Origin of the sequence: Neobacillus sp. PS2-9, assembly GCF_030915525.1 — a bacterium.
Lineage (GTDB): Bacteria > Bacillota > Bacilli > Bacillales > Cytobacillaceae > Neobacillus.
In genome coordinates this window covers 4237308-4263486 of the sequence record NZ_CP133269.1, presented here as the reverse complement: position 1 = coordinate 4263486, position 26179 = coordinate 4237308, and the positions used below count along the sequence as shown (strand labels likewise).

The following is a 26179-nucleotide window of genomic DNA, read 5'->3' as shown; positions in this document are numbered from 1 at the left end:
ACAAACTAATAAGGTGCAAAACGATACCTTATTAGTTTGTGAATCTGTTTTATCAGCGATTTTTTCAAGTTTATCAGCGAATTCACAAGTTTATCAGCGAATTCACAAGTTTATCAGCGGATTCACAAATTTATCAGCGAATTGAACCACTTTAACGGCGAATTACTTTGGCAGTGGCAACAGTATTGGTGAAAAAATCTTGTTTCAACCAATTTTGAAGGGGGTATTAAAAAAGAAAACCTTTAGAGGGGGTGGCAGAATATGAAATTGGATGTGAAATGTAATGTTAAAAACTGCAAGTATTGGGCTGATGGCGACCAATGTGTAGCTGACTCCATTTATGTAATAGGTTCACACGGCAGCAGAAAGGCCGATACCGTGGAAGAAACAGCTTGCAAAACTTTCGAGCTTCATGAATGAAAACATGAGGACTGCTCTTCTGTTTCTAAAGCAGAAGAGCAGTCTTTTTCATCAATGCTGGGAAAGCCGCGGTTTAGCTTGAACGAGAGAGGAGAAAATCAAGCATGGAAAAACGATACATAATTATTCTATCGTGCTTATTTCTGATGGGGATGCTGACTGGCTGTATCCAAAAGGACAAGCTGGCAGATGGAACAAAGCTGATAGATAAGCAGAAATTTATTTTTGCAGCTTCAGGAGAATTTAAGCCCTTTAGCTATGTTAGGAATGAAGATTTATCGATGACTGGTTTCGATATTGAGGTAGGAAACGCAGTAGGAAAAGAGCTAGGCCTTGAACCAGTCCAGAAGAGGATGAAATTCAAAGGACTCATTGAGGGGATTAAAACGGGACGGGCAGACGCAGCTGTTGCCAGCCACACCATTAACCCCCAACGCGCCAAACAAGTTGATTTTTCCACCCCCTACTATTACTCAGGTCCACAGATCTTCACAAGACCTGACAGCAAGATTAAAACAGTAGATGACTTAAAAGGAAAAGAAGTTGCCGTAGCAAAGGGCTCCACCTATGCGGATACAGCCAAAAAGTATACCAACAATATTAAAATGTATGACAGTGATATTACGGCATTAAAAGCACTAAGTATTGGCCGGCATGACGCCGTTATTACTGATTTTGTCACTGGTAAAAGTGCAAAAAAGGAAGGCTTCAAAATTCAGGGGCAGCAGTTAATTGAGCGAAGCGAGCAGGCCATTGTTGTTCCGAAGGATAATCCAATCCTGCTCAAGCGGATTAATGACGCACTTCAAAGACTTCGTAACGATGGAACACTATCCCGAATCAGTCAAAAGTATTTTGGTGAGGATATTACGAAAAAACCAGAATAATAGATTGATTATTAGAAAGAAAGGATGTTATTATTTTGCCTAGTTTTTCTCACTTTTTACATACGTTGATTAGTAGTAAAAACCTTTTCATAGATGCGGCGTTGTTGACGTTAAAGCTTACAGTCGTCTCCATTTTAATTGGGATTTTATTCGGATTATTTTTTGCTCTTTTAAAAATATCTAGGATTAAAGTATTGGGCTATATTTCAAATGCCTATGTATTCCTTGTAAGGGGAACTCCACTCATTGTCCAGATTTTCATTCTGTATTTTGGCTTCAGCGGAATTTTCCTCATTCCTGATTTTTGGGCAGCGGCTCTTGCACTTGCATTTCATAACGGTGCCTATATTGCAGAAATTTTTCGGGGGACGATTCAGTCCATTGATAAAGGGCAAATGGAAGCGGCCCGCTCTCTCGGCATGACCAGAACACTAGCCATGCGCCGTATCATTCTTCCACAGGCTTTCAAGAGGGCACTGCCTCCCCTTGGAAACCAATTTATTATTGGGCTTAAGGATTCATCTCTGGCAGCCTTTATTTCCATGAATGAACTGTTCAATGTTTCGACGACACTGGGTTCCAATAATTTTGATGAAATGACCTACTTATTAATAGTAGCCGTTTATTATCTATTACTTGTTGCAGTATTAACAATGCTGGTGAGCCTGTTCGAAAAGAGATTAGCAGTTAGTGATCGATAGGAGGACGATAAAGTGAATGATCGAGAAATGATAAAAATAGAAAACTTACATAAATCTTATGGCAGTTTACATGTATTAAAAGATATAAACATGTCCGTGTATGAAAGTGAAGTTGTCTGCTTGGTCGGAGCATCTGGCTCTGGTAAAAGTACTCTACTACGATGCCTTAACTTTTTAGAAAAAAGGGGAGGTGGGAAAATTTCAATCCGCGGGGAAGAGATTAGCCCGGAAACCCACAATATTAACAATGTCCGCCAAACGGTGGGGATGGTTTTCCAGCACTTTAATCTATTTCCACATAAAACCGTCCTTGAAAATGTCATTGAAGCACCCATTATGGTAAAGAAAATCCCAAAAGACCAGGCCGTTGCTGAAGCAAACGAGTTGCTACAAAAGGTGGGGCTTGAGGATAAGGCCAATGTTTACCCTAGCAAATTGTCAGGCGGTCAAAAGCAGCGTGTGGCAATTGCCAGGTCGCTGGCCATGAAGCCGGATATTATGCTTTTTGATGAACCGACATCTGCCCTTGATCCACTGCTTGTTGGTGAGGTATTGGCAACCATGAAGGAGTTAGCCGATGAAGGAATGACCATGGTAGTGGTTACCCATGAAATGGGCTTTGCTCGTGAGGTTGCTGATTGGATTGTCCTCATGGACGATGGTAGAATTATTGAAAGAAATCGGCCAAATGAATTCTTTGATCAACCAAAGGAGCAACGTACAAAAGAATTCCTTCAGGCAACCATGTTAAAATGATTTGTAATAAGCAGAAGCCTACTCAGGTTTCTGCTTATTTTTTTGAACTTAGGATTTTATTTCCATGTTATGCTTTTCCTTAGAAAAATAAAAACTTTAACTTTTTGAAACTTTTCTTGAGTATAGATTCCACTAATTAGTAAAGGGGGGGCAAATAAGATGGAAATAGAAAGCCACCGGCTAGTTAAGAAAGCAATCAAAGGTAATAAAAGCGCCTTTGAAAAGTTAATTCAACAACATTATGAACGAATCTACCGTACTGCCTATCTTTATGTACATAACGAAGAAGATGCGTTGGATGTTGTCCAAGAAGCAACTTATCAGGCCTTTACATCAATCCATTCGTTAAAAAATCCAGAGTATTTTATGACCTGGCTCACCAGGATTGTCATACGATGTTCGGGACAGGTCCTAAAGAGAAAAAGCAATGTTGTTCCGTTGAGTGATGAGATAGTGTCGAACCTGCCGGGCCAGGCAGATTCAAACATTGAAGAATCTATACAGCTCTTAAATGCAATTCAGCAGCTGAGAGAGAATTACCGTACTGTGATTATCTTATTTTACTATTACGATTACTCGATAAAAATGATTAGCAGTGTCATGGAAATTCCAGAGAGTACTGTAAAAACATATTTAAGTAGAGGGAAAGCAGAGTTAAAAAAGTCCTATAAAAATGAGGAGGACCAATGCCATGGATAAAAAGGAATTCCAAACAGCCATAGAGCAAATACCTGTGCCCAAAGAAAAAGTATTTAGTGCCATTTCCAAAGGGATCAACATGGAAGGCAATAGGGGAAAGGCAAAGAATAAGAAGGTTCTTGTAGGTGTGGCGACGGCTGCTGCTCTTCTTGGAATCACTGTTACCTCAGGGTTTGTTAATCCTACAATGAATAGAGTATTAGCTAAAACTCCTTTACTAGGCGGGATATTTCAAGAATTTAATGATGCAACAGGTTTAGAATTAGCTAACCAGGATGCAGTTACAGAATTAAACCAAACACTTACCAAAAGTGGGGTAACGGTAAAGCTGACCAGCGCTTACTTTGATGGCAGTGTGGTATCCATTACAGGATTTGTAGATGAAGATGTTGAAAAGGGGCATAACGAAAAAGGTGAAGTAAGCTTTGATGTAAACTTCGAACACAATAAAGGGGATCATGACCCTTGGCTAAATGGAAAGTCAAATGATATTAAGAAAGTAGAGAATGGATATAATTTTCAATGGAAAATGAATTATCCCTATACATCATTCAAGGAGAATTCTACTCTTCCTATAACGATTCATAATATCAACGGGATAAAAGGTGAATGGAATTTTGATATTCCAATTAAACAAGAAAAAAATAGTACACTTGCTATTAACCAGGAGCAAGGATATCCGGAGGACGAGGTAAAAATCCGTATTAAAGAGATACTCACTGCAAAAGCATCCTCATCGCTTATTTATGAGACCGTGGAGAAATACAAGGGTGATGAACTTTATATAGAAAAAGCTGTTGATAATAGAGGGAAAGTGTATAGGTTTGAAAACCCAACCTATCTCGAGGAATCGAAACAAGAAGATGGATATCATAGCACCATGAGAAGAGAAATGACTAAGCTCAATTCAGATATTACTTCACTTACCTTCTATCCTCGGTTATCTGTAGCAGATCCAAAAGTGCAACAGCTTTTGGACAAAAAAACATTTACATTAAAAAGCACAAGGTTCAATTTAGGTCTGCAGGTAAATGCTGTTACTCAAAAAGGTGGGGAATTGGTCATAGATTATCAACTGACAGGGCTTCCGAAGAATTTGAGTAAAGGTAAACTTGAAACGATTAACCATAATCTGGAGTATCTTTTCTGGTTGGTTGATAAGGACTATTTATCCAAGATTGACCCGGATAATGCATGGCCACCTAAAAACCACGGTATTCCGTTTAATAAAGTAAAAATGATTGATAAGGCAACAGCACATTTCCAATCTACTTTTGACTTAAACGGAGAAGAAAGGATTGAGAATTTTAAGCTGGAAAAAACCATGTTGCTATTTGATTTTTCAAGCTTTGTCCCATCTAAGGATTTAAAACCCTTTACTGTTGAACTTCCAGTGGAGAATAAATAAACCCACCAGCATCTCGTGTGTTGTCTATTACAGTCCATACATTGCGAATATAATTTTTAAATAAACAGAAACCGAACCAGGTTTCTGTTTATTTTTTTGGAAGTGCCACAGGGACGGTTCTGCTGGCTTTTTGAAGATAGAGACAGTTCTCGCAAAAAGCCAAGAGAACCGTCCCCATGGTACCTGGCCAAGAGAACCGTCCCCGTGGTACCAAAAGTTCCGTTAGTTTGATAAAAAGTACTTAAACATGGTATAAGTGTAAAGGAAGCAGGGACATTCTGCTCTTTAATTTTGGGACAAGGTTTTGGCCAAATATCCCATAATGAGAGGATTTGAATTTGAATATGAAAGATAATTTTTGGCGTGATTTACCACGACCTTTTTTTATACTGGCACCCATGGAAGAAGTGACGGATGTTGTTTTTCGTCATGTAGTGAGTGAGGCAGCCAGACCTGATGTGTTTTTTACAGAGTTTACAAACAGTGAGAGTTATTGTCACCCAGATGGGATCAAAAGTGTGCGCGGGCGTTTGACTTTTACAGAGGATGAACAGCCAATTGTCGCTCATATATGGGGGGACAAGCCTGAAAACTTTCGGCAAATGAGTATTGGTATGGCGGAACTGGGCTTTAAGGGTTTGGATATCAATATGGGTTGTCCCGTACCCAATGTGGTACAGAACGGGAAGGGGAGTGGCCTGATCTGCCGCCCGGAAGTTGCAGCAGAATTAATACAAGCAGCAAAAGCGGGAGGATTGCCCGTAAGTGTAAAAACAAGGCTTGGTTTCTCAGATGTAGACGAATGGAAGGTCTGGCTAAAACACATACTGGAACAAGACATTGTCAATCTTTCCATTCATCTGCGTACACGGGATGAAATGAGCAAAGTAGATGCTCATTGGGAGCTGATTCCGGAGATTAAGAAACTTCGTGACGAGGTAGCACCAGATACCCTTTTGACGATCAATGGGGATATTCCTGACCGTCAAACTGGCTTGAAGCTCGCCCATCAATATGGTATCGATGGGGTTATGATTGGCCGTGGTATTTTCCATAATCCATTTGCCTTTGAAAAGGAGCCGAAAGCTCATAGCAGCCAAGAATTGCTTGATCTCTTAAGACTGCATATGGATCTTCATGATAAGTATTCGCATTTAGAGCTACGACGGTTCACAGCTCTTCATCGCTTTTTTAAGATCTATGTTAAAGGATTCCCTGGGGCTGGTGAATTAAGAAATCAATTGATGAACACGAAATCAACAGATGAAGTGCGTGCATTGCTTGATAACTTTGGTGCGTTCTAGTAGAACTAACCCCAATTTCGTTAATATTCATTTCTAAGAGAAATGAAATGATTAATAAATATTGAATTGACAGACCAAATAACAAAATTTTGGTCTGTCTTTTTTATTGCGAGATAGATAAAGGTATCTCTTGGTAAATGTTGTATAATTTAAAAGACTTTAATTTAAATCAACTTACTAGAGTAGGTGTAGAAGTGGTTAAGTCAGATGAAAGCTAAAAAGAATGTTAAAGGGGGGAACACATAGATGATCCCAGCAAGAATAGAATCCATTGTAGATTGGTTCGATCAACATTTACAATCGTTCTATGTACTTGGTTGGTCCTATCTTAGAAGTCAAAAGCTAATGGAAGAGCTTTTTTACCGGACCATTATAAAAGTCCATAAGGAGATGCGTCAAAATAAAAATGAAACATCTTTCGAAATGTCGGTTACATCCATTTTCATACATACCTGCCGGGAGCTTTCTGATAATAGTAGTTTACTAACTTCAGAGGAAAGTGAACCACGTCAGGATTTATTTAAAGCACTTGATCAATTGAAAGAGTACGAGAAAGATGCGATGGTACTTACATATATAAAAGGAATCTCCAAAGAGGACGCGGCACATCTTCTCCAAGTATCAGAAGAAAAGATGAAAGAGCATTTGTTTTCCGGAATCCGGTCACTTAGAAAAGTAATGGGGTACGGGACATCCTTTAATGGCTGTAAAGAATATCATATGAGTTACTTGGATTACCTAGAAAGAACTATGGATCGATCGAAAAAGATTGATTTAGAGAAACATATTTATCATTGTCAAAATTGCCAGGAGGATTTGGCTGCCTTTCAGGATGTCATGTTAACCATGTTAAATCTTACAGAACGGATGGAGGCTTACCATGTGCCATCGGGTTTCATGGAGAACGTCAAAGATAGGCTGGCAGAAGTGGAGAAGCACAGACAACAGAAGAATAAGAAACGTAAAAGAATGGGACTTGTTTTTGCAAGTGTTTTTGCATTGTTAATGGGGATAGAATATTTTACAGGGGCGTTTGCCAGCCATTATTATTCATGGAAAGAAAAAGATCCGGAATTGCACGCGTATCTTCAACAGGGCCTGGGTGAAAGGCTGAACTTGAAAGCGGAACGCAATGGCGTGAAAATTAAGATTATGGGTGCGATTGCTGATGATGTTCAAACGATTGTTTTTTATGAAATAGAAGATACGGATGAAGACCATCAATATGTAATGAATAATCAAGATGGGGTTCTGGTGGAGAATGAATATGAAATCATGAGCCATGAAGCAAATCTAAGGGAATATCCTCCTAATCTTGAATCCAATGTAAAAAACGAAAAAAAGAACGTGTATCACGGGAAGATTAGTCTGCTTCCACTCTCAAAGGAAAACGGGACAATCAAACTGAAAATCACAAAGCTTCTGAAATTGAATCCAAATTCCTCTGAACAGAATGGTTATAGTGCTTCCGGGGATATGGAATATGAAACAGGGGAGTGGAACTTCGAGATCCCTGTAACAAAACAACCTTCCGTAGAATATGCATTGGATGAAAAAATAGAAGTCAATGAAATTCCAGTTCGATTAGAAAAACTGACCATTGCTCCAACAGCGACACTTCTGCAATATAGTATTCCTAATGACCAGTCAGAAAAATGGATAGATGCTCTCAATTTTGACTATCTAGAAGTGAACAATAAGAAAGCGAAAGCTGATTTGTATGGAGGCTCTTATTTAGATACATCACAAGACATGAACTGGAGTACTTTTCAAACAAACTTTGACCCTCTTTTTAGAGAAAAGCCAAAAAAGGTTAACGTTAAATTCGGCGCTATTTATATAACTGTTGAAGATAAAAAAACCATTGAGCTGGATGCCACTAAGGAATATCCTCAAACTTTTGAATATGCAGGAAGTACAATTTCCATCGACATGGTGGAAGTGGAACAGCAAACTAAAGTTGTCATAAGTAATCATGAAATAGAGAATCGAGCATTTGAGTCGCTTCAAATTAGTGTTGTGGGTGAGGATGAAAATGAACCGATTTCAATGGAGATGAATTCTGAAGCAGTGCTCGTTGACAAAAATGGAGTAGAATACAATGAAGATATGGCTGTCCCGTATGATGACATCGAGCAGCCCCATTATTTCGTTACAGTTCAAAACATTAAGGTAGAGAGTAACACTGGAGAAAAATTGATTCCCAAAAGGCTTGAGATTTACGGATATAATATAACAAAATATTTGGATGATGTTGTGAAGATTTCATTGGAATAACAAAGAAGGCAGCTGCCCTCAAATTGGGCTGTTGCCTCTTACTTTGCAACGAGAATTTTGTCGAATTGTTGGCGATTGACAAGTTTCAAGGAACATGAAATTATTATATTGAAAACCTCACTTTGCCCCTAGCGCTTACACCCATTTTAAACCCTTATATATATGAAAACTCTAAAAATGAAAATAACTAGTGAATTATACCTACGTATCTGAACAACCTCCTAATTGTATCTTCACATTTTCTACCAATATACCTTTTCTTATTCCATCCTGTTTCAGCATAAAATGCTATTAAAAAAACTGAAAGGAGTGATAAACAAAGTAACTACTTATTATATTTTTAAAGATTCCAATGTCACTACACTTTCTGGTATTTTTTAATTTTGAAGGAGGATAAATAATGGGTCACGATATTTATGGAGTCAATAAGGCAGGAAAAGAAATTGCTTATGCACGTTTTAGCATGAGGAATTATAATGCTACGATATTGTACAGCCTACTTGAGGCAAATAAATACTATGCAGGAGTTAGTGGGTCTGGAGACTGGTCTACCTTCTCCATACAACAAATTGAAAAAGCATTGAATAAGTACAAGCAATTATATAAAAATGGTGATTCTCAAAATTGGGATCTAAAACAAATCCTAGATTTTATACAAAACTGTTTAGAAACAGCAAAAAAAGAAGAGAGTGTAAAAGTGTATTTTGGTTAAATTGATATTTTCGTAATTTAGATTCCATTCTAGAAACCTGCAATCTTCCCCTTTGATTTTCACCATTTTAAATCCACAATCATGCCGTCCTATATTAATTTCCTAATTAAAGTGATGAAAAAAATATTCATTTAATAACTAGAATAAATGGGAAAGTTGCCGTTAAATCCGAATGAAAAAAGGAGCGGTAGTATGAATGCAGTTCTGAGTAAAATTGCTCAAGGAGTCACAGTTTGTTATTCAGAGATTTTCCCTAATCAAGACAACGATTTTTTTCCCTTAGATTGTATGGGGAAGCTATTTTTGGTCGCTGACTCATATTGTATGAATCCTGATTGTACATGCCAAGAGGCAGTTCTTCATTTTCTACAAGTTTATCCGAGAGAAGAAAGGAAAGCTGACAGTTTTATGATCAGGTTTAAGCTTAATGGCAGAGGATTTAAAATTCATGAACGTGGCAAATTCAATAAACGTGAGATACAGACCATCGTCATGCATTTTACGGCCGACGGCACGATTCTAAACCTATTAAATAAACGTTTTAATGAAATGAAGGAAAAGGCAAAAGAAATACTAAACTAATAAAATTGTAAATAAATAATCCACCAACCCAGTCTAGTGATACGGGTTTACTTACAGGGCGCAAAACTGTAAAAGTAGGTTCAATCTCTGATTTATTCTCACTTTTTCTAGCCATTTCATTCACATGAAAAATCACATTAGGATTTGTCCTTCATAACCCGGATGAAGGACATTTTTCTTGTAGCACAACCAATTTTTGTCCATCATAACCTGGATGAAGGACATTTTTCATAGTATCCAACCGATTTTTGTCCATCATAACCCGGATGAAGGACATTTTTCATAGTATCCAACCGATTTTTGTCCTTCATAACCCGAATGAAGGACATTTTTCTTGTAGCACAACCAAGTTTTGTCCATCATAACCCGGATGAAGGACATTTTTCTTGTAGCACAACCAATTTTTGTCCATCATAACCTGGATGAAGGACATTTTTCATAGTATCCAACCGATTTTTGTCCATCATAACCTGGATGAAGGACATTTTCATAGTATCCAACCGATTTTTGTCCATCATAACCTGGATGAAGGACATTTTTCTTGTAGCTCAACCGATTTTTGTCCTTCATAACCCGGATGAAGGACATTTTTCATAGTATCCAACCGATTTTTGTCCATCATAACCCGGATGAAGGACATTTTTCAATGACATACCTTTTAATTGACAAATAAGATATAAAATTTTACGATAGATAGCACACGATGTATCTTATGGGATACATCGTGTGCTATTTTTTTTGAAAGGTGGTTAGTAAATGGTGGAAAAGGCCATTTTTATTCGGGAATCTATAGATCTATTACAAAGTTATATTATGAAAAGTCTTCAGAAACATTCCGAAGAGCGGGGTGTCACGATTCCTCAAGCAAGAGTAATAGGAGAAGTGTTTGCTCATAAAAAAATCAGTATTAAACATCTTTCTCAAAATCTAAAAATGACCCAAAGTACGGTTTCAGATATCGTTGAACGACTTACTTCAAAAGGGCTTCTAGTGAAAACGCCAAATCCTAATGATAAACGTTCTGTGGAGATTTCACTTTCCAACGAATTATCAAAAGGAATCAATGAGGACATATCGGAGATCGCAAATAAGTCACTACTAGATGTATTAAATCTATTAAATCCAACTGAACAAGAAATTGTCGAGAAGGGCATGAAATTATTGGTTTCGGCTGTGAAGGAAAAAATGGCGGCAGAAGGAATGGATAATCGTGAATTCTTTGATGTTTTATACTTTCCTGAAAAAACAAAATAAATATCTAAACTAACGGAGGATTCAAGGTGAGACAGATTATTAAAGGCCGCTGGGCCATATTTACCATATGGTTGGTTGCGACAATCGTGCTTACAGTCATACAACCAGACATCAATGCCATATTACGGCAAAAAGGGCAGCAGGGAACGAGTAATGATAGCCCTTCCGTAATGGCAGATCGTATCTTAAAAAAAATGGATACAACGAAAGGAACAAACAACCTCATCGTTTTTTACGATAAAAATAAAATTTCAGATGATGAAATGGAGAAAATCGGTGATGCTGTAGAAAACATACGCGATAGCAGGTCAGAGCTTGGTATTGCTAACATCATGGATCCTTTCAGCATCCCCGAAGCCAAAAGCTCTTTAGTATCTAAAGATGGTACAACACTTATAGTGAGCTATAAGCTTGATAAAAGAGGGCGAGAAATAGATGATATCAAAAAACAAATTGAAAGCAAATTGGATCATGTACCTGTTGACTACTATCTTAGTGGGGAAGACTTTATCAATAATGATTATCTGAAGGCATCCCAGGCAGGTGTCGAAAAGAGTGCGGCATTAACCGTTATTTTTATTTTAGTAGTCCTTATCATTGCATTTAGGTCAGTCGTTACACCTATGATTTCCTTAGTGGCTGTAGCTTTTTCCTACCTTGTTTCCATGGGAATTGCAGCCCAATTAATTGATAAGGCAGGATTTCCAATAACTAGTCTTACCCAAATGCTCCTGATCCTTATCCTATTTGGGATTGGTACAGATTATAACATCCTTCTGTTTAATCGATTTAAGGAAGAATTATCCCATGGACATTCTATTGATGAATCAATCGTAAACACTTATAAAACGGCAGGTAAAACAATTGCATACAGCATACTCACTGTATTTATTGCTTTCCTTGCTCTCATTTTTGCCGAATCTCCAATTTATCGATCAGGTGTTGTGGTTGTAATCGGAGTAACCATATTGTTACTGCAAATATTGACTTTAACGCCATTTGTCATGAAGGTATTAGGTAAAAAACTTTTCTGGCCATCTAAGAATGTAATGGGCCATAAGGAAAATAAGTTTTGGGGTAAAACATCCTCCTATGCTGTTAAGCACCCTATTATATCGACTGTCATCATTCTTTTGATACTCGGACCAATGGTGTATTTTCATCAGGAAAAGCTTAACTTTGATACGGTCGGAGAACTTGGAGATAAATACCCTTCTTCTAAAGCGATAAATTTGGTATCGAAGCACTTTGGAAAAGGCCAGGCTATGCCTGCGACTGTTGTCATCGAAACTGGTAAAGCACTTGATAATAATGACTCTCTTGCAGTCATTGATAATATAACTGAAAGATTGAAAAGTATTAAGGGTGTGAAGCAGGTTTCTTCCATCACACAACCTCAAGGTAAGCCAATTGATGATTTTTACGTCGACAGTCAAATGGGGGCTGTTACGGATGGCTTGTCACAAACGCAAGGTGGTGTGGATCAAATTCATGATGGATTGAAAGAAGCACAAGAAGGGTTCGGTTCAGCGGACTTTTCCAAAGTCAGTCAAATGGTTGACGGTACGGCAAAGCTTCAAGATGGTATGGCTGCCTTAACTGATGGATTGAAGCAAATCCAAACGGGTATAGACGATGGATCAAGTAATTCAAAGACGATCAATAACGGTATAGTTACCATTGAAACAAATATCTTTAAGATGAGCAGCGGTGTTGCCTTGTTAGCTGAAAATTATGGGAAGATGCAGACTGGATATGTAGAGATGGGTACCCACTATCAAGATGCAGCCCAGGCTCTACTTGGGGTGAAAAGTGCCTTATCACAAATGCAGTCCATGGTTACGGCTTTAGGGAGCAGTTATGAAGATTCTCAAAGTGATGAAAATTATTTAGCTTTGAAGCAAACAATCGAACAGTTAAACTCTTCATTAAGTCAAATCACACCTGAAGGAATCCAAGCCTTAAATGCTAATTATAATGCAGTAACTACCGGTTTTGGGACAGCAAATAAAAATCTTGGCGCCATGAGTAGCGGATTAGCACAAATGGCAGATGGGTTGAAAAAGCTTGAATCTGGACTTGGTCAGGCATCCTCAGGAATTGGCACCATCGTAACCAATATGAACAGTGTCACGAATGGATTGGGCCAGATGAAGTCAGGTCAGCAGCAGCTGGCAGACGGCCTCAACGGTTTCAGTATCTTTGGCGAAAAGCTGTCAGATGTCAACAACGGTTTACAGCAAATCTCTGATGGACTGGGACAAACGAATGGTTACTTAACGCAGCTGAATACGAATAAAACTTTCTTTATTCCAAAGGAAGCGTTGACTAATAAGGACTTTAAAAGATCGTTTGACACATTCATGTCTGAAGATAGAAAAATCACCAAATTCATGGTAGTTCTGAATGATGATCCATATTCAGAGAGTGCATTAAAAACCGTAGACAAAATCAATCAAACGGTTACAGATGGACTTAAAGGCACCGCTCTATCTGATGCAAAGAGTGGAACATCCGGACCCAGTGCGACAACAAACGATATGAATAATGTATTGACCAGAGATCTAAATAAAACAACGACAATCGTCATTATCGGAGTATTGCTTGTACTGTTTTTTGTTATACGATCTTTCTGGACACCGGTTTTCATCACCGCATCCCTTGTTGGGGCATACTATGCGGCGATGTTCCTTATAAATTATATTTTCATAGATTTGAAGGGGCTTGAAGGTATTTCTTCCTTCGTACCATTCTTCTCCTTTATCATCATTGTCGCTTTGGGAGTAGACTATAGTATATTTTTAATGATGCGGTTTAAGGAATATCCACATATGCCGGCTAAAGAGGCAATCGTATTGGCTTCAAAGCAAATAGGCGGTGTGATTATAGCAGCAGTAATTATTCTTGGCGGCACCTTTGCCACACTGATGCCTTCGGGTATCATCCTTTTATCAGAACTGGCCATAGCTGTTATTGCCGGTCTGGTCATCCTTTGCTTTATTCTGCTTCCAATCTTTGTTCCAGCCTTGATGGCTCTTCCGGAAGCTCTAGTAAATGTATTTTCTAGAAAGAAGGATACGGACGTAAGTTATGAGAAAAAAATAGTGTAAAACGCAAAAAGGCAGTCCCTCTTCAAAGGGGAAACTGCCTTTTTTAAAAAGAAAGTATATAATTCTGTCCCACCACAATCTTTGATAATTGTGGTGTTTTTTGGGAAGAGTGGGTGTAGTTTAGTAGTTGGCGAGTAAAATGGGGTTATTGACGAGTAAAGTGTGAAGTTTGACGAGTAAAATGGAAAATAGACGAGTAAATCATATTTTGACGAGTAAATAATCGAAAGTGACGAGAAAGAAAGTAAATCATATAGAAAAGGAAATTATTAAGGTACTTCAAGAGTTGAACAACACAGAATTTTATTGGTAGATACTTGAGCCAGGCTAAATGCCTGGCTTTTTATAGGATATAGAGATTCGAGAAGGTTTCTAATGTTCGTGGAAAGTGATTTTTTTGATGAACCGGTAACGAAGAAGAAGGGGGTTACATGCCCGAACCGGGTGAGAAGGAGAGCAACAGGTAACGGAGCAAAGTTTTACAAACGTGTCCATGAAGCAATTACGGCTTCCACTGATATTTTTCCAAATCAACCGTCCCACCTAGCCGAATTACCAGGCCTTCTGCTTCCAGTGACAGCAGCTACTCGTTATAGGCTTCGTCTTCTTGGAGAGCATCTGGTGGTTTGCATTGATGACGTGATGCCAGGGGAGGAGGTGCTTCTTGTCCTGTATTAAGTTAAAAAACATTGTTGATTTTTATACCCAGTTAATTGTAGAGGAAATCGACTGATAAATTTTTACAACGCTTTTTTATGGGGTGAAAATAGGATATAAGTAGCTATTTTTTACAAATGTTCACTATTTTTCCCTGAATTTTCAAAATTTTTTATTGTTGACGGAATTTATTACCACAAAATATCCTATAATAGAAAAGTGTCAAAGACTCTACTAAAGTAGAAAAGCAACCTAGAAATAGTTCATTCTTGTAAAAATAGGAGGCCATTATGGGAAGATTAGTTCATTTCGAAATTCATGTGAGTGACATGGAACGGGCAAAGAAGTTTTATGGAGAGGTATTCGGATGGTCATTTCAGGATTGGAGTGAGTATGCAGGCATGCCTTACTTTGGTGCTGTGACTGGCGATGAAAATGAACCTGGAATCAATGGTGCCTTGATGCAGCGTCAAAGTGCTCCACCGGAAACAAATCAAGCATTAAATGGGTATGCTTGTACAATGGGAGTAGAAAGTTACGATGTAACGGAAGCGAAAATTCTGGAGAATGGCGGAAAGGTCGCCATGCCTAAATATGCCCTGCCTGGAATGGCATGGCAAGGCTATTATATTGATACCGAAGGCAATATTTTCGGAATTCATCAACCTGATGCGAACGCAAAATAGAATGGTCGATAGGTGAATGAAAATATGAAAACACATGACACGGCAGGCATGCTTGAAAAAGTGCGCAGCATTTGTCTTGCACTTCCTGAATCTACTGAAATTATCGACGGTTTCGGTCACAATACTTTTAAAATCAATGGGAAATCCTTCGTGATATCAGGTGAAAGCGAGAAAGGTTTCAGCCTGTCGTTTAAATCAGACAGGGAAACACAGGAATTATTGCTGCAGAAAGAATGTTTTTTCAAAACCCCTTACATAGGACATCATGGCTGGGTGTCTATTCAAAATCCAGAGGGACAAGACTGGGATGAGTTGGCTGATCTCATTCAAGAAGCCTATTTGCGTGCAGCGCCGAAGCGCTTGGTTAAGAAATGGAATGAGTTACATACAAAGTGAAAAAAAGGTGGATATTCCGCCTTTTTTTCTATTTATATCTATATCTACAAAAAACTAAAAAGTCGCTATTAAATATAGCGGCTTATTTTTTATGGTGCTAAGAAATATTTATCATCAGATGTCGACAATTTTGTCAGATTATTCTACATAAAATTACAATTGTATTACATTACTGCCAATTGCATTGTTATTAGTCCATTTGGAGTATAAACTAGTAATATATTAGGAAATTGGAATTAATGATAGGTTACAAGAGGAGATAATGTAATGATAAAAAAATTCTTAAAATATACAGTTACAGCTACCATTCTTGCCGCTACAATCCAAGTAACACCTACTTTTGCGAGTCCGGAAACGTCAGTAATCCAGGGGCAAATTAATGCAACGGAAGACCAAATTGATAATTTTGAAACCAGAATTCAACAATTAGATGACCGAATCAGTCAATCAATGGAGAAAAGTGAAAAACTAAATAGTGAAATCAAGACGCAACAAGGAAAAATTGCACAAACAGAGGCTGAAATTGAAGAAGCTAAAGCGTCCCTTGAAGCACACAAAGAGGTCTATTCAGAACGACTTAAGAGTATTCAGTTAGAGGGAAAACAATCAATCGTTACATACGCAGAACTTTTGCTTTCATCTGAAAACCTTTCTGAATTTTTTACCCGTTTTTCTGCTATTTCAAACATCATGGAAAGTGATACATCTTTACTAAACGGCTTAAATGAAAAAGAGCAAGCATTAACAGAAGCAGAGAAAAAATTACACGAAGAGTACAATCAATTAAAAAATAGCCAAAATGAATTAGCATCTGAACAAAAAAAGGTCCAAGAAGATAAAGCAGAAATTCAAAAAGAATTAGCTACTGCGCAGAGTACATTACAAAATCAACATAATCAACTGGCTCAACAGCAGGCTCAAGAAGAGGCTCAAAGACAGGCACAGGAAGAGGCACGTCGCCAAGCTCAATTAGCTCAGCAACAGCTTACTCAAAGACATTCTGGAGGAACCAAAACTTCAAAATCTGCACCTTCTGTAGATTTATCTAATGAATCTACCTCTGCTACGGCAAGTAATGTTATTGCTATAGCGAAAAGATATATGGGTGTTCCTTACGTTTGGGGAGGAACAACGCCAAACGGATTTGATTGTTCAGGATTTACAAGCTATGTATTCCGTCAAGTTGGCATCAATCTTCCAAGGGTGTCACGTGACCAACAAAGGGTTGGAACAAGAATTTCTCCAAGTCAAGTACAACCTGGAGACCTAGTATTCAGAGGTTCACCTGCTTATCATGTGGGTATTTATATTGGAGGCGGACAATACATCCATGCACCACAAACAGGTGATGTGGTAAAGATCGCTACTTATAACCCTGCAAAATTCACAAGTGCTGCTAGAGTCCTACAACCTTAAATACAGAGAAAAAAATTAAGATGTAAACTAATATAGTTTATAATAATAGTGTCTGTTCCTTTTGAGGGACAGGCACTATTTTTTTACATAATAAGAATGTATAAAATTCGACTTCGAGAATTGTCCAGCTCCAGCGCCTAGCCCCTCGGGTCAAATAACCTTCGGCAATAAAAGTCAAAAGGCGGACTTTTATTGCCGAAGAACATTTGCCTGTCTGGGCTGAACAAGGCGCTTGCGCTTTTCTTAATTGATGTTAAAAAAGGTGATGAAATGATACACACATACTTAGATAAGACGATACATTTTGAAATTAAGTACAAAAATCGTTCCTCAATGGGGATCACGATTGATAGCTATGGGAATGTGGAAGTCCAGGCACCGAAAGGAACACCAGATGAAAAGGTAATCCAACTATTAGAGAAAAATTGGGACCCCATTCAGCAAAAATTAAAAGAAATGAAGGATCGGCTCCAAGGACCGCAGGAAAAGGTATATGATCATGGTGAGACCTTTCTTTACTTAGGAAATACCTTTCCCATACAGATTTTTCAAGACAGTACCATTGCCCAAGATTACGTAAGATTTGAGGAAGATAAATTACATATATATGTGAAGTACCCAGAAGATGAGAAAATAAAACATGCTTTAAAACGCTTCTATTATCAGCAATGTAAAGCAATAGTTGAAAAGAGCATCTCCTCATATCAAAGTTACTTTAAAACAAAACCACGTTCAATTCGAATCACAGATAGCCAAACTACATGGGGAACCTGTGATTCAAGACTTCAATTAACCTTTAATTGGAGACTGGCGATGGCGCCGCAAAGTGTGATTGATTATGTAGTTGTTCACGAAATGTGTCATATGGTGCATTTAAATCATGACCGCTCTTTTTGGAGGCTGGTTGGAAAAATCATGCCTGATTATAAGGAAAAAGAAAACTGGCTGGCATTATCAAACTGGAAAATGACGGTATAGCTGTACAAAAGGTATTTTATTAAAACGGTGTAAAAAAAATTGTGATCTGACATGGAAAAGGGTTATGTATTTAAGAGGATGAGCAATGAGAACCGATAACTTACATCAATATTAGTTTGTTTTTGAAGGAAAGGAACCACCAAACTTTGGTAGGTTCCTTTTCTTTTTCAAATAAAATTCTAAGATTACTAAGATAAACTGTTGTGGAATGGTGATTGAGATGTTACAGGAGGGATTCTTTATGAAAAAAACAGACAAAAAATGGATCATCCTTTGTTCCACGGCAGTTGCAGCTGTATACTCAGCTGGTTATTTAACAACGGAAAATCAAGTGAGCATTGAACAGCCTATTCATCAAGTGGCGAAAAACATACAAACAAATAATAAAGCAGTAAATGATGGTTCGGTTAGCAATGCTCAAAAAAATAAACTATATAAAGATGGTACGTTCACTGGTACAGGGATGAATAGACGGGGTTCTATTGATGTTATGGTAACCATTCAGAACGATAAGATTACGAATGTTGAAATAAGCGATTTTGCTATGCATTATTCGGAAAGCGACATTGTGGGCCTACCTGATGAAGTCCTGAAGAATCAGGGTGCAAGGGTGATAAATGTTTCAGGTGCAACGTATAGTACGGAAGCATTTGAGGATGCCGTTCAAGATGCCCTTAATCAAGCATTTAATACAGTGGGGTAAGTTATGAGAATAACAAAATTATATATGGATACCGTGGTCGATATACAGGTTGTTACTCGGAAAGAAGTAAAAGAGGTTGAAGAGAAAATAAATCGTGCATTTCTTGCTTTTCAACGAGTGGAAGAAGCGTGTAGCCGCTTTAGTCCTTCAAGTGAATTAATGAAAGCTTGTCAAGATGTCGGCAGGCCAGTTGAAATTAGCCCGTATCTGTTCGAACCGCTTTACTTTGCCCTTCAAATAGCTCAAATGACGAATGGGTTATTTGATCCTACTATAGGGAAGGTAATGGAGGAATACGGATTTAATCGTCATTATTTAACAGGCTCGATGATCAATAGTCCTTATGCTGAAACAGTTACTTATCAGGAAATTTTATTAAACCAAGCAACAAGGACCTTAACAATAATGAAACCTTTAGTCATAGATTTAGGTGCAGTAGCAAAAGGATTTGCGATTGATTTAGCTGCTCGTGAACTAATAGACTTTGAAGGGTTTGTCATCAACGCTGGCGGTGATATATTTGCTGGTGGACTAAATGAAATGGGGAGCCCGTGGGAAATTGGAATCCAGCATCCGTATCAAAGGGATCTTCTGGTTGAAACGATTAAACTTTCCAATGAAGCAATCTGTACATCTGGAAGTTATGAGCGAAAGAATCAAACGAATCCAAGTTTACATCACATAGTTAATCCAAACACTAAGTCTTCACCCAATCATTTGGTAAGCAGTAGCATTGTTGCTCCTTTTGCGATGATGGCTGATGCTTTTTCAACTGTAGCCTTTCTACTAGGTGAAGAGAAGGGGAAAGAGGTTATTGAAGAACTAAATCTTAAGGGGTTGCTGATCACACCTGAGTTAAAGATTATCAGGGCTGGGGGAATATAAATGAGAACAGTTAAATGGATGAAAACACCAAAAGGATATGTCACAATTAGTTTAATAACATATTTAATTATCGCATCAATTGGATACAAAACATTAAATGGGATTCGCAATGCTCTTATTGCCGTTGTTGCAGCATTTGTTATAGAGTTCTTCTATAGTAGGATAATCAATCGCAAAAGCAGCAAGGATGGAGTTGTTATTACTGGCTTAATTATTTCGTTGGTTTTGAGTATAACAACTTCATGGCCGTATGTGGTAGGAACAGCCGCTATCTCTATCTTGTCTAAACATCTTTTGGTATTCAAAAAGAAACCTATTTTTAACCCAGCAGCTATAGGACTATTTGTATCTGTTTTTATTTTTCATATAGGTCATAGCTGGTGGGGAGCGTTTGGGGACTTACCGTGGTGGCTAATGATGTTCCTTTTGATTGGAGGTTACATTGTTACTGATCGTGTGAATAAATTCCCTCAAGTGTTTGCCTTTTTGGGGACCTTTTTTGTATTGCTATTTTTTATGGGATATTTTCAAGTGGGTGATGCGGCAGATGCTCTTCGCCCACCCTTTATCAATGCCACTATATTTTTTGGACTTTTTATGCTTACTGATCCTCCTACTTCGCCTGCTAAATATAAGAATCAGATCTTGTTTGGTGTTATTTCAGCCGTTTCAGGTATTGTTGTTTATGGAATGTTTGGAGGCTTAACTTATTTATTTTTCGGCTTATTTATGGGGAATCTATATAATTATTGGAATAAACGATCAGTGATGAAGTCTGCTGAACTTAAGCAACAGCGCATGAAAAATTCACAGAGAGCTCTATATAAATGAAAATCTTCATTCATTAATTTGAGGCTAAAGGTTCGAGAATACTAAACTGAGTTAAAAGGAAGTTGGCGAATAAAAATGCGTGTGCTGGTCGTTGAGGATGATTTACCGTTAAGAAGAATCATTACTACCATACTAGAAGAAGAACAATACGAGGTCGATCAGGCGGAAGATGGGGAAGAAGGTTATCTTATGGCCTCATCCTATGAGTATGATTTACTCACACTTGATATTATGCTTCCAAAGATGGATGGTTTTACATTAATCAAAAAGTTAAAACGTGAAGGATGCCAAATCCCCACTTTATTCCTGACGGCAAAAGATCGGGTTGAGGATCGAGTGAAGGGGCTAGACTTTGGAGCGGACGATTATATTGTTAAACCCTTTGCTACTGAGGAATTTTTAGCAAGGATTAGGTCGTTACTTCGCAGGTCAGGGAAAATAGGAATTGAAGGGAAAATATCTTATGGTCCCATTCTTCTTGATACCAACCAACACGAAGGTTTTATAAAAGAAGAAAGTTTAAAGTTAACAATTAAAGAATATGAATTGCTCTATTATTTAATTCAAAATAAAGAACAAATTTTAACGAGAGACCAGATTTTTGAAAGAGTTTGGGGAATAGAATCAGAAACAACAGAAGCCATCGTGGATCTCTACATCCATTATTTGCGGAAAAAGTTAGCTCCTTTTGATTATGAAAAGCTAATTCGGACTATTCGTGGTGTTGGTTATATGGTAAGGGAGTAATCAGTCATGTTTACCAAAACAAAACGCCGGCTTGTTATTACTAACTCTCTAGTTTTCTTTATTCTCCAGAATTCCTTTGGAGCCATGATTTATTTATATACGTATTATAGTTTGTATCATCAAGTAGATAACAATCTTTTAGAAAAGAAAAATCATTTACTTCACGAGAGGGAAAGAATTGGGACGGAATTGAACCAAGAGCGTGAGGAAAATCATCGTCTTGTCTATTTATTATGGGAGAAAGGTCAAAAACTTAATAAAGTGATACCTTCAAACACTTTTACAAAGCAAGACACTGCAAGATTTGCTGAATTATTAAATAAAATAGAGCTGCAATCTACTTCCATTGGGGATAATTCTTATCGATTAATTACGATACCTATTTCAAAAAATAAAAACTATGTGCCTGTACAAAAAATTCAGGTGATCTATAACCTAAAACGCGAAAAAGAAATGTTATCCCATTTGCTTATGGTGATTGGTTTCGGGTCTATATTAAGTGTTTTTATTGCTATTTTTGCAGGAATCTACTTAGCTAATAAAGCTTTAATACCTATCAAACTGTCTTGGGAAAAGCAGCAGCAATTTGTTGCAGATGCTTCGCATGAATTACGTACCCCGCTTTCTGTTATGAAACTAAATCTTGAACGCTTATTTCGCCATCCAGACAATACGATTGAACAGGAAAGTGAGACTATTCATCAGGCAATACAAGAAATTAACTACTTATCCAAAATGTCTTCAGATTTACTCACATTAGCCCGATCTAATTCCAATCAGCTCCAGTTGATTCATGAAACCATTCAGTTAGATGAAATTATCCATCAAGTCACTAAAGGGTTTAATGCCTTAGCAATTTTAAAAGGGGTGAACCTAAAAGCTGATATTGCTCCTATTCAGATGATTGGAGATAAAGAGAGACTAAAACAACTGTTTGTTATTCTAATTGATAATGCCATTAAATACACAAAGGGAAATGGCTCTGTATCTATTAAAGGAAGTATTAAAAACTCACGTGCAGTAATCGAAATAGTGGATACTGGGATTGGGATATCGAAGGAAGATTTGCCTCATATTTTTAACCGATACTATCGTGGTGATAAATCACGGAGCCGTCATTTAGAGGGATCAGGCTTAGGGCTCTCGATAGCAGAATGGATTGTTCAATCTCATTCGGGGAAAATTAGGGTTAAAAGCAATATAGGGGAAGGGACACATGTTTTTGTCACATTGCCACTAAGTAAATAATCGGTTTTAGGAAATTGAAAAAATGCTTCCCCCAAGCCACAATGTGCAAGGATGGGTATAATAAAATGACAAAGGTATTATGTATTAGAAAGACAGAAGAAATAAAGGAGACCCAATGACAAAAGAAATAAAAGACCCAGGCTGGAACTTCGACAATAGTTATACTAAACTGCCGGAAGCATTTTATAAAAGCACCAATCCGACACCCGTAGACTCACCGCAGTTGGTCATTCTAAACGGCGCACTAGCAAAATCTCTAGGGGTGAATGTCCAGGCATTACAAGGGGAGGAGGGTATTGCCGTTTTTGCAGGCAATAAGATTCCCGAAGGCGGTTCACCTCTTGCACAAGCCTATGCAGGACATCAATTTGGTCATTTTACCATGCTAGGTGATGGGCGGGCTGTACTGCTAGGTGAACAGATTACTCCACAAAATGGACGAGTGGATATTCAGCTCAAGGGGCCTGGAAGAACGCCATTTTCTCGAGGCGGTGATGGTCGAGCCGCGCTCGGACCAATGCTACGAGAATATATCATTAGCGAAGCCATGCATGCGCTTGGTATTCCGACAACCCGCAGTCTCGCTGTCGTAACAACAGGGGAACCAGTATACCGTGAAACAGCTCTGCCAGGTGCCATACTAACCCGTGTAGCTGCCAGCCATATTCGTGTCGGTACGTTTCAATATGCAGCAAGATTTGGTACTGTGGAGGATTTACGAGCTTTAGCCGACTATACTATTAGCCGTCATTATCCTGATATTAAAGATGATGAGAATAAGTATCTTTCATTTTTAAAGGAAGTGATTAAGCGTCAGGCTGCACTTATTGCAAAATGGCAGCTGGTAGGCTTTATTCATGGGGTAATGAACACCGATAACATGGCCATTAGCGGCGAAACGATTGATTATGGTCCATGCGCTTTTATGGATGAATATAGTCCGGCTACCGTATTCAGTTCCATTGATCGGGAAGGAAGATACGCTTATGGCAATCAACCGTATATTGCTGTATGGAATCTGGCACGATTGGCTGAGTCGCTATTGGCGCTTATAAATGAAAACCAAGATGAGGCTGTGAGGCTCGCTGAAGAAGCTCTTTCAGGTTATGGTGCATTGTTCGAAGAAAGATGGCTTGAAGGAATGAGAACAAAGCTAGGTATCTTCAATGAAGAGGAACAAGATGAGTCACTAGTGAAAGAACTACTTCAGTTGATGGAAAAGCACCGGGCAGACTACACCAACACCTTCCTTTCATTAACCTTTGGTACACTGAAGGATGCAGCACTGTTTGTGGATCCGGAATTTGCTCAATGGCATGAGAAGTGGCAGGCGAGATTAGGCAGGCAGCAGGAATCGAAAGAATCATCACATGAGTTAATGCGAATAAGCAATCCATCGGTCATTCCTCGAAATCACCGGGTAGAAGAGGCTTTAGAAGCTGCGGTGGAACAGGGGGATTTCAGTGTATTGGATAGGCTTCTCCAAGTGCTATCAAAACCCTACGCTCATTCTCCTGAGCAGGAAGAATACTGCACTCTGCCTGTACCGTCAGGTCGTTCGTATCAAACGTTTTGCGGCACCTGATAGCAGTCATATTTTGTTTGTTAATAAAGTACAAAAAATGCTACTTCGCGAGTTCAGAAGTAGCATTTTTTATGTCTTATACTCCATTTTATTGAAGTTTAGCAGAAAGGGATTTTAAAAAGCTGATACCCGATAATTTAAGTGTGAGTTTTTCCTTGTTACAGATAATTTTATGTACATAGATGGATAGATAATCGACCTTTAATTCCGTAAACTGATCAGTTGTTTTGGGCTTTCCTGGAACTGCCACTACTTCCTGAACAACAGGAGCACAACAAGTTTTTGTTTCTAGAATTTTTACAGTTAGTTGATTTTCTTTTGCTTCTATCCATTTTTTTGATTCATTATCTATTTCAACATACATACAATAATCCTCCCCAGGAACAGTATATTTTTATTATACTTGTAAACCGAACACATTGTACAAGTTCTGCATATAATGTCAAAAAAAGGAGTTAATGGCATGACAATTCTTTCTTTTATTCTTACTGTTATTGTTGCGATGGTAATTGGTGTTGTGGGAAGCAAGTTATCACCTTTCGATATGCCGGGGGGATGGGCTGGAGCTATTGTTGCAGGTTTCGTGGGAGCATGGGTTGGTCCATATTTATTAGGTGCATGGGGACCTATGATTCTTGGTTTCTCGTTAGTCCCATCGATAATAGGGGCTATAATTGTAGTTATTGTAGCTGGTATTATTGCTAAACTATTTGATTAACTTATTGCGATAAGCCTATATCTAAGAAAATAGGGTTCCCTTCTATGGGTAACCCTATTTTTTATTTCCCTTTTATGTACTTGATAGTAAATTTTACTTCAATAGAGCTAATGACAGACTGAATCATTCCACAATTTTTAATGACTAAGTCAGCAATTTTTTCTGCAAGCTGAGGGCTAAGTGGCTCATCGGATTGAACGTAGGCAGTAAAGGAAAGCTGTTCAATTCGATTCGCATGATCTGTAGAAATTCTTCGTGACTCTTAAGTGGTCCATCATGAAGGGGAATTTCATAATGGATTATCACATGTTATTCAGTTTGTGGGGCAGAAACTGTGAAAAAAGTTTGACAGGATATTGTGTTACATACTTCATGAGTAACGTTTTGGATAGTTTTATATGGAAAATAAAGGTATAATTAAATTGAGGACTTTGTTAATTATGTAACTAACGTATTCAAGAAACGGTAGAGGTTAGGAGAGGGGGAATAAAGGATGGAATCTGTACTTGAAAAAAAAGTAGAGGTCTTTTTTTCCAATCAAGAATATCTCATTTCATTGTTTAAGTCTGTCAAAGAAATGATCCATTCAATCGCTCCAGAAACCATTGAAGTGAATAAATCCCAAATCTCATTCGGAACCAAAACTAAATTTGCTTGGGTATGGCAGCACAAGCCGTGGCTCAATAATCGACCAGAAAATGCGATTGTTCTAACCTTTTGCGTGGGCCGATATATTGAACACGACCAAATTGTTGAAGCAATAGAACCATTTCCAGGCCGCTGGATTCACCATGTCATGATTCGGAATGAGTCCGAGTTAACTAGCGAAGTGAATAAGTGGCTAGAAGAAGCCTATCATTTTTCGAAAACTAGGTAGAATTAGACTACGGGAAAGTTTCAGCACGATGGATATCTGGGTATGGAATAGAGAAGGATAATGGTAAAAAAGGAGGTCTTCTCATGGTTCAAAACTCAGATAACCGAAAGAATAAGGAAGAGAAGGACAAATTAGAACAGGTTCTTGAACATTCCATTGAGGTGGAAGAAGATTTGATGAGGACGTATCTTATTACAGCAGAGCGGATTCACGATGATGATGAACTAAAGGAGCGCCTCGAGAACTTTGCTGAAGGAAATGCCAAAAGGACAAAACAATTAATAGATGAATTAAATGAAACAAAAGAAACATAGAAAGAAACCCGCCGAGTAGTGACGTTTT

General features: G+C 38.1%; 28 protein-coding genes. 26 read left to right on the top strand and 2 right to left on the bottom strand.

Annotated elements, in window-relative coordinates:
• The first annotated feature begins 261 nt into the window (after nt 1-261).
• The 10 genes from RCG25_RS21385 (at nt 262) to RCG25_RS21340 (ending at nt 9746) form a co-directional block, all read left to right on the top strand.
• Nucleotides 262-420 (top strand): DUF1540 domain-containing protein, encoded by a 159-nt coding sequence (locus tag RCG25_RS21385; protein WP_308080830.1) that lies wholly within the window; start codon nt 262-264, stop codon nt 418-420.
• Between the two features lie 104 nt (nt 421-524).
• Nucleotides 525-1307, top strand: a complete 783-nt coding sequence (locus RCG25_RS21380; RefSeq protein WP_308080829.1) for a transporter substrate-binding domain-containing protein — start codon at nt 525-527, stop codon at nt 1305-1307.
• 35 nt (nt 1308-1342) lie between these two features.
• The gene (locus RCG25_RS21375) at nt 1343-2008 is read left to right on the top strand and encodes an amino acid ABC transporter permease (RefSeq protein ID WP_308080828.1); all 666 of its coding nucleotides are present in this window, start codon (nt 1343-1345) and stop codon (nt 2006-2008) included.
• A 12-nt stretch (nt 2009-2020) separates the two neighbouring features.
• Nucleotides 2021-2764: an amino acid ABC transporter ATP-binding protein gene (locus tag RCG25_RS21370; protein WP_308080827.1), complete on the top strand. Its 744-nt coding sequence runs from the start codon at nt 2021-2023 to the stop codon at nt 2762-2764.
• A gap of 159 nt (nt 2765-2923) precedes the next feature.
• A complete protein-coding gene (locus RCG25_RS21365; RefSeq protein WP_374121012.1) occupies nt 2924-3463 on the top strand; it encodes a sigma-70 family RNA polymerase sigma factor in 540 nt (179 codons plus the stop codon).
• The gene (locus RCG25_RS21360) at nt 3456-4871 is read left to right on the top strand and encodes a DUF4179 domain-containing protein (RefSeq protein ID WP_308080826.1); all 1416 of its coding nucleotides are present in this window, start codon (nt 3456-3458) and stop codon (nt 4869-4871) included. The genes RCG25_RS21365 and RCG25_RS21360 overlap by 8 nt, the downstream gene beginning before the upstream one ends.
• 344 nt (nt 4872-5215) lie before the next feature.
• On the top strand, nt 5216-6175 hold the full coding sequence (locus tag RCG25_RS21355; protein WP_308084243.1) for a tRNA dihydrouridine synthase: 960 nt from the start codon (nt 5216-5218) through the stop codon (nt 6173-6175).
• Nucleotides 6176-6421: 246 nt separating this feature from the next.
• A complete protein-coding gene (locus tag RCG25_RS21350) occupies nt 6422-8452 on the top strand; it encodes a DUF4179 domain-containing protein (protein ID WP_308080825.1) in 2031 nt (676 codons plus the stop codon).
• 400 nt (nt 8453-8852) lie between these two features.
• Nucleotides 8853-9164: a hypothetical protein gene (locus RCG25_RS21345; protein ID WP_308080824.1), complete on the top strand. Its 312-nt coding sequence runs from the start codon at nt 8853-8855 to the stop codon at nt 9162-9164.
• A 192-nt stretch (nt 9165-9356) separates the two neighbouring features.
• A complete protein-coding gene (locus RCG25_RS21340; RefSeq protein ID WP_308080823.1) occupies nt 9357-9746 on the top strand; it encodes an adenine nucleotide alpha hydrolase family protein in 390 nt (129 codons plus the stop codon).
• A gap of 411 nt (nt 9747-10157) precedes the next feature.
• Here the strand turns inward: RCG25_RS21340 and RCG25_RS21335 are convergent, their stop codons facing one another.
• Nucleotides 10158-10298 (bottom strand): hypothetical protein, encoded by a 141-nt coding sequence (locus RCG25_RS21335; protein ID WP_308080822.1) that lies wholly within the window; start codon nt 10296-10298, stop codon nt 10158-10160.
• A gap of 204 nt (nt 10299-10502) precedes the next feature.
• On the opposite strand from RCG25_RS21335, the gene RCG25_RS21330 reads away from it, so the two are divergent.
• The 13 genes from RCG25_RS21330 to RCG25_RS21270 all read left to right on the top strand — a co-directional run bounded on the left by RCG25_RS21330 (nt 10503) and on the right by RCG25_RS21270 (nt 24242).
• Nucleotides 10503-11000: a MarR family winged helix-turn-helix transcriptional regulator gene (locus RCG25_RS21330; RefSeq protein WP_308080821.1), complete on the top strand. Its 498-nt coding sequence runs from the start codon at nt 10503-10505 to the stop codon at nt 10998-11000.
• A 26-nt stretch (nt 11001-11026) separates the two neighbouring features.
• Nucleotides 11027-14110, top strand: coding sequence for an MMPL family transporter (locus RCG25_RS21325; RefSeq protein WP_308080820.1), 3084 nt, complete (start codon nt 11027-11029; stop codon nt 14108-14110).
• A gap of 375 nt (nt 14111-14485) precedes the next feature.
• A complete protein-coding gene (locus RCG25_RS21320) occupies nt 14486-14788 on the top strand; it encodes a hypothetical protein (RefSeq protein ID WP_308080818.1) in 303 nt (100 codons plus the stop codon).
• A 269-nt stretch (nt 14789-15057) separates the two neighbouring features.
• Nucleotides 15058-15453 carry a VOC family protein gene (locus tag RCG25_RS21315; protein ID WP_308080817.1) on the top strand — a complete coding sequence of 132 codons (396 nt, stop codon included), beginning with the start codon at nt 15058-15060 and terminating at the stop codon, nt 15451-15453.
• 24 nt (nt 15454-15477) lie between these two features.
• Entirely contained in the window at nt 15478-15849 is a 372-nt protein-coding gene (locus tag RCG25_RS21310) for an MmcQ/YjbR family DNA-binding protein (RefSeq protein ID WP_308080816.1), read from the top strand.
• 267 nt (nt 15850-16116) lie between these two features.
• A complete protein-coding gene (locus RCG25_RS21305; RefSeq protein ID WP_308080815.1) occupies nt 16117-17265 on the top strand; it encodes a C40 family peptidase in 1149 nt (382 codons plus the stop codon).
• 270 nt (nt 17266-17535) lie between these two features.
• The gene (locus tag RCG25_RS21300) at nt 17536-18243 is read left to right on the top strand and encodes a M48 family metallopeptidase (protein WP_308084242.1); all 708 of its coding nucleotides are present in this window, start codon (nt 17536-17538) and stop codon (nt 18241-18243) included.
• A gap of 241 nt (nt 18244-18484) precedes the next feature.
• Nucleotides 18485-18946 (top strand): FMN-binding protein, encoded by a 462-nt coding sequence (locus tag RCG25_RS21295; protein WP_308080814.1) that lies wholly within the window; start codon nt 18485-18487, stop codon nt 18944-18946.
• Between the two features lie 3 nt (nt 18947-18949).
• The gene (locus tag RCG25_RS21290; RefSeq protein WP_308080813.1) at nt 18950-19831 is read left to right on the top strand and encodes an FAD:protein FMN transferase; all 882 of its coding nucleotides are present in this window, start codon (nt 18950-18952) and stop codon (nt 19829-19831) included.
• The gene (locus RCG25_RS21285) at nt 19832-20662 is read left to right on the top strand and encodes an RnfABCDGE type electron transport complex subunit D (protein WP_308080812.1); all 831 of its coding nucleotides are present in this window, start codon (nt 19832-19834) and stop codon (nt 20660-20662) included.
• A 75-nt stretch (nt 20663-20737) separates the two neighbouring features.
• On the top strand, nt 20738-21409 hold the full coding sequence (locus tag RCG25_RS21280) for a response regulator transcription factor (protein ID WP_308080811.1): 672 nt from the start codon (nt 20738-20740) through the stop codon (nt 21407-21409).
• Between the two features lie 6 nt (nt 21410-21415).
• Nucleotides 21416-22657, top strand: coding sequence for a sensor histidine kinase (locus RCG25_RS21275; protein ID WP_308080810.1), 1242 nt, complete (start codon nt 21416-21418; stop codon nt 22655-22657).
• A 115-nt stretch (nt 22658-22772) separates the two neighbouring features.
• Nucleotides 22773-24242, top strand: coding sequence for a protein adenylyltransferase SelO (locus RCG25_RS21270; RefSeq protein WP_308080809.1), 1470 nt, complete (start codon nt 22773-22775; stop codon nt 24240-24242).
• Nucleotides 24243-24330: 88 nt separating this feature from the next.
• Here RCG25_RS21270 and RCG25_RS21265 read toward each other — a convergent pair whose 3' ends face one another.
• Nucleotides 24331-24606 (bottom strand): CC/Se motif family (seleno)protein, encoded by a 276-nt coding sequence (locus RCG25_RS21265; RefSeq protein ID WP_308080808.1) that lies wholly within the window; start codon nt 24604-24606, stop codon nt 24331-24333.
• A 99-nt stretch (nt 24607-24705) separates the two neighbouring features.
• On the opposite strand from RCG25_RS21265, the gene RCG25_RS21260 reads away from it, so the two are divergent.
• From RCG25_RS21260 to RCG25_RS21250, 3 genes are all read left to right on the top strand, one after another.
• Nucleotides 24706-24960, top strand: a complete 255-nt coding sequence (locus RCG25_RS21260) for a GlsB/YeaQ/YmgE family stress response membrane protein (protein ID WP_308080807.1) — start codon at nt 24706-24708, stop codon at nt 24958-24960.
• Between the two features lie 493 nt (nt 24961-25453).
• Complete coding sequence (locus tag RCG25_RS21255) at nt 25454-25837, top strand: DUF5655 domain-containing protein (RefSeq protein ID WP_308080806.1); 384 nt, start codon at nt 25454-25456, stop codon at nt 25835-25837.
• An 83-nt stretch (nt 25838-25920) separates the two neighbouring features.
• A complete protein-coding gene (locus RCG25_RS21250) occupies nt 25921-26151 on the top strand; it encodes a hypothetical protein (protein WP_308080805.1) in 231 nt (76 codons plus the stop codon).
• Nucleotides 26152-26179 lie beyond the last annotated feature (28 nt).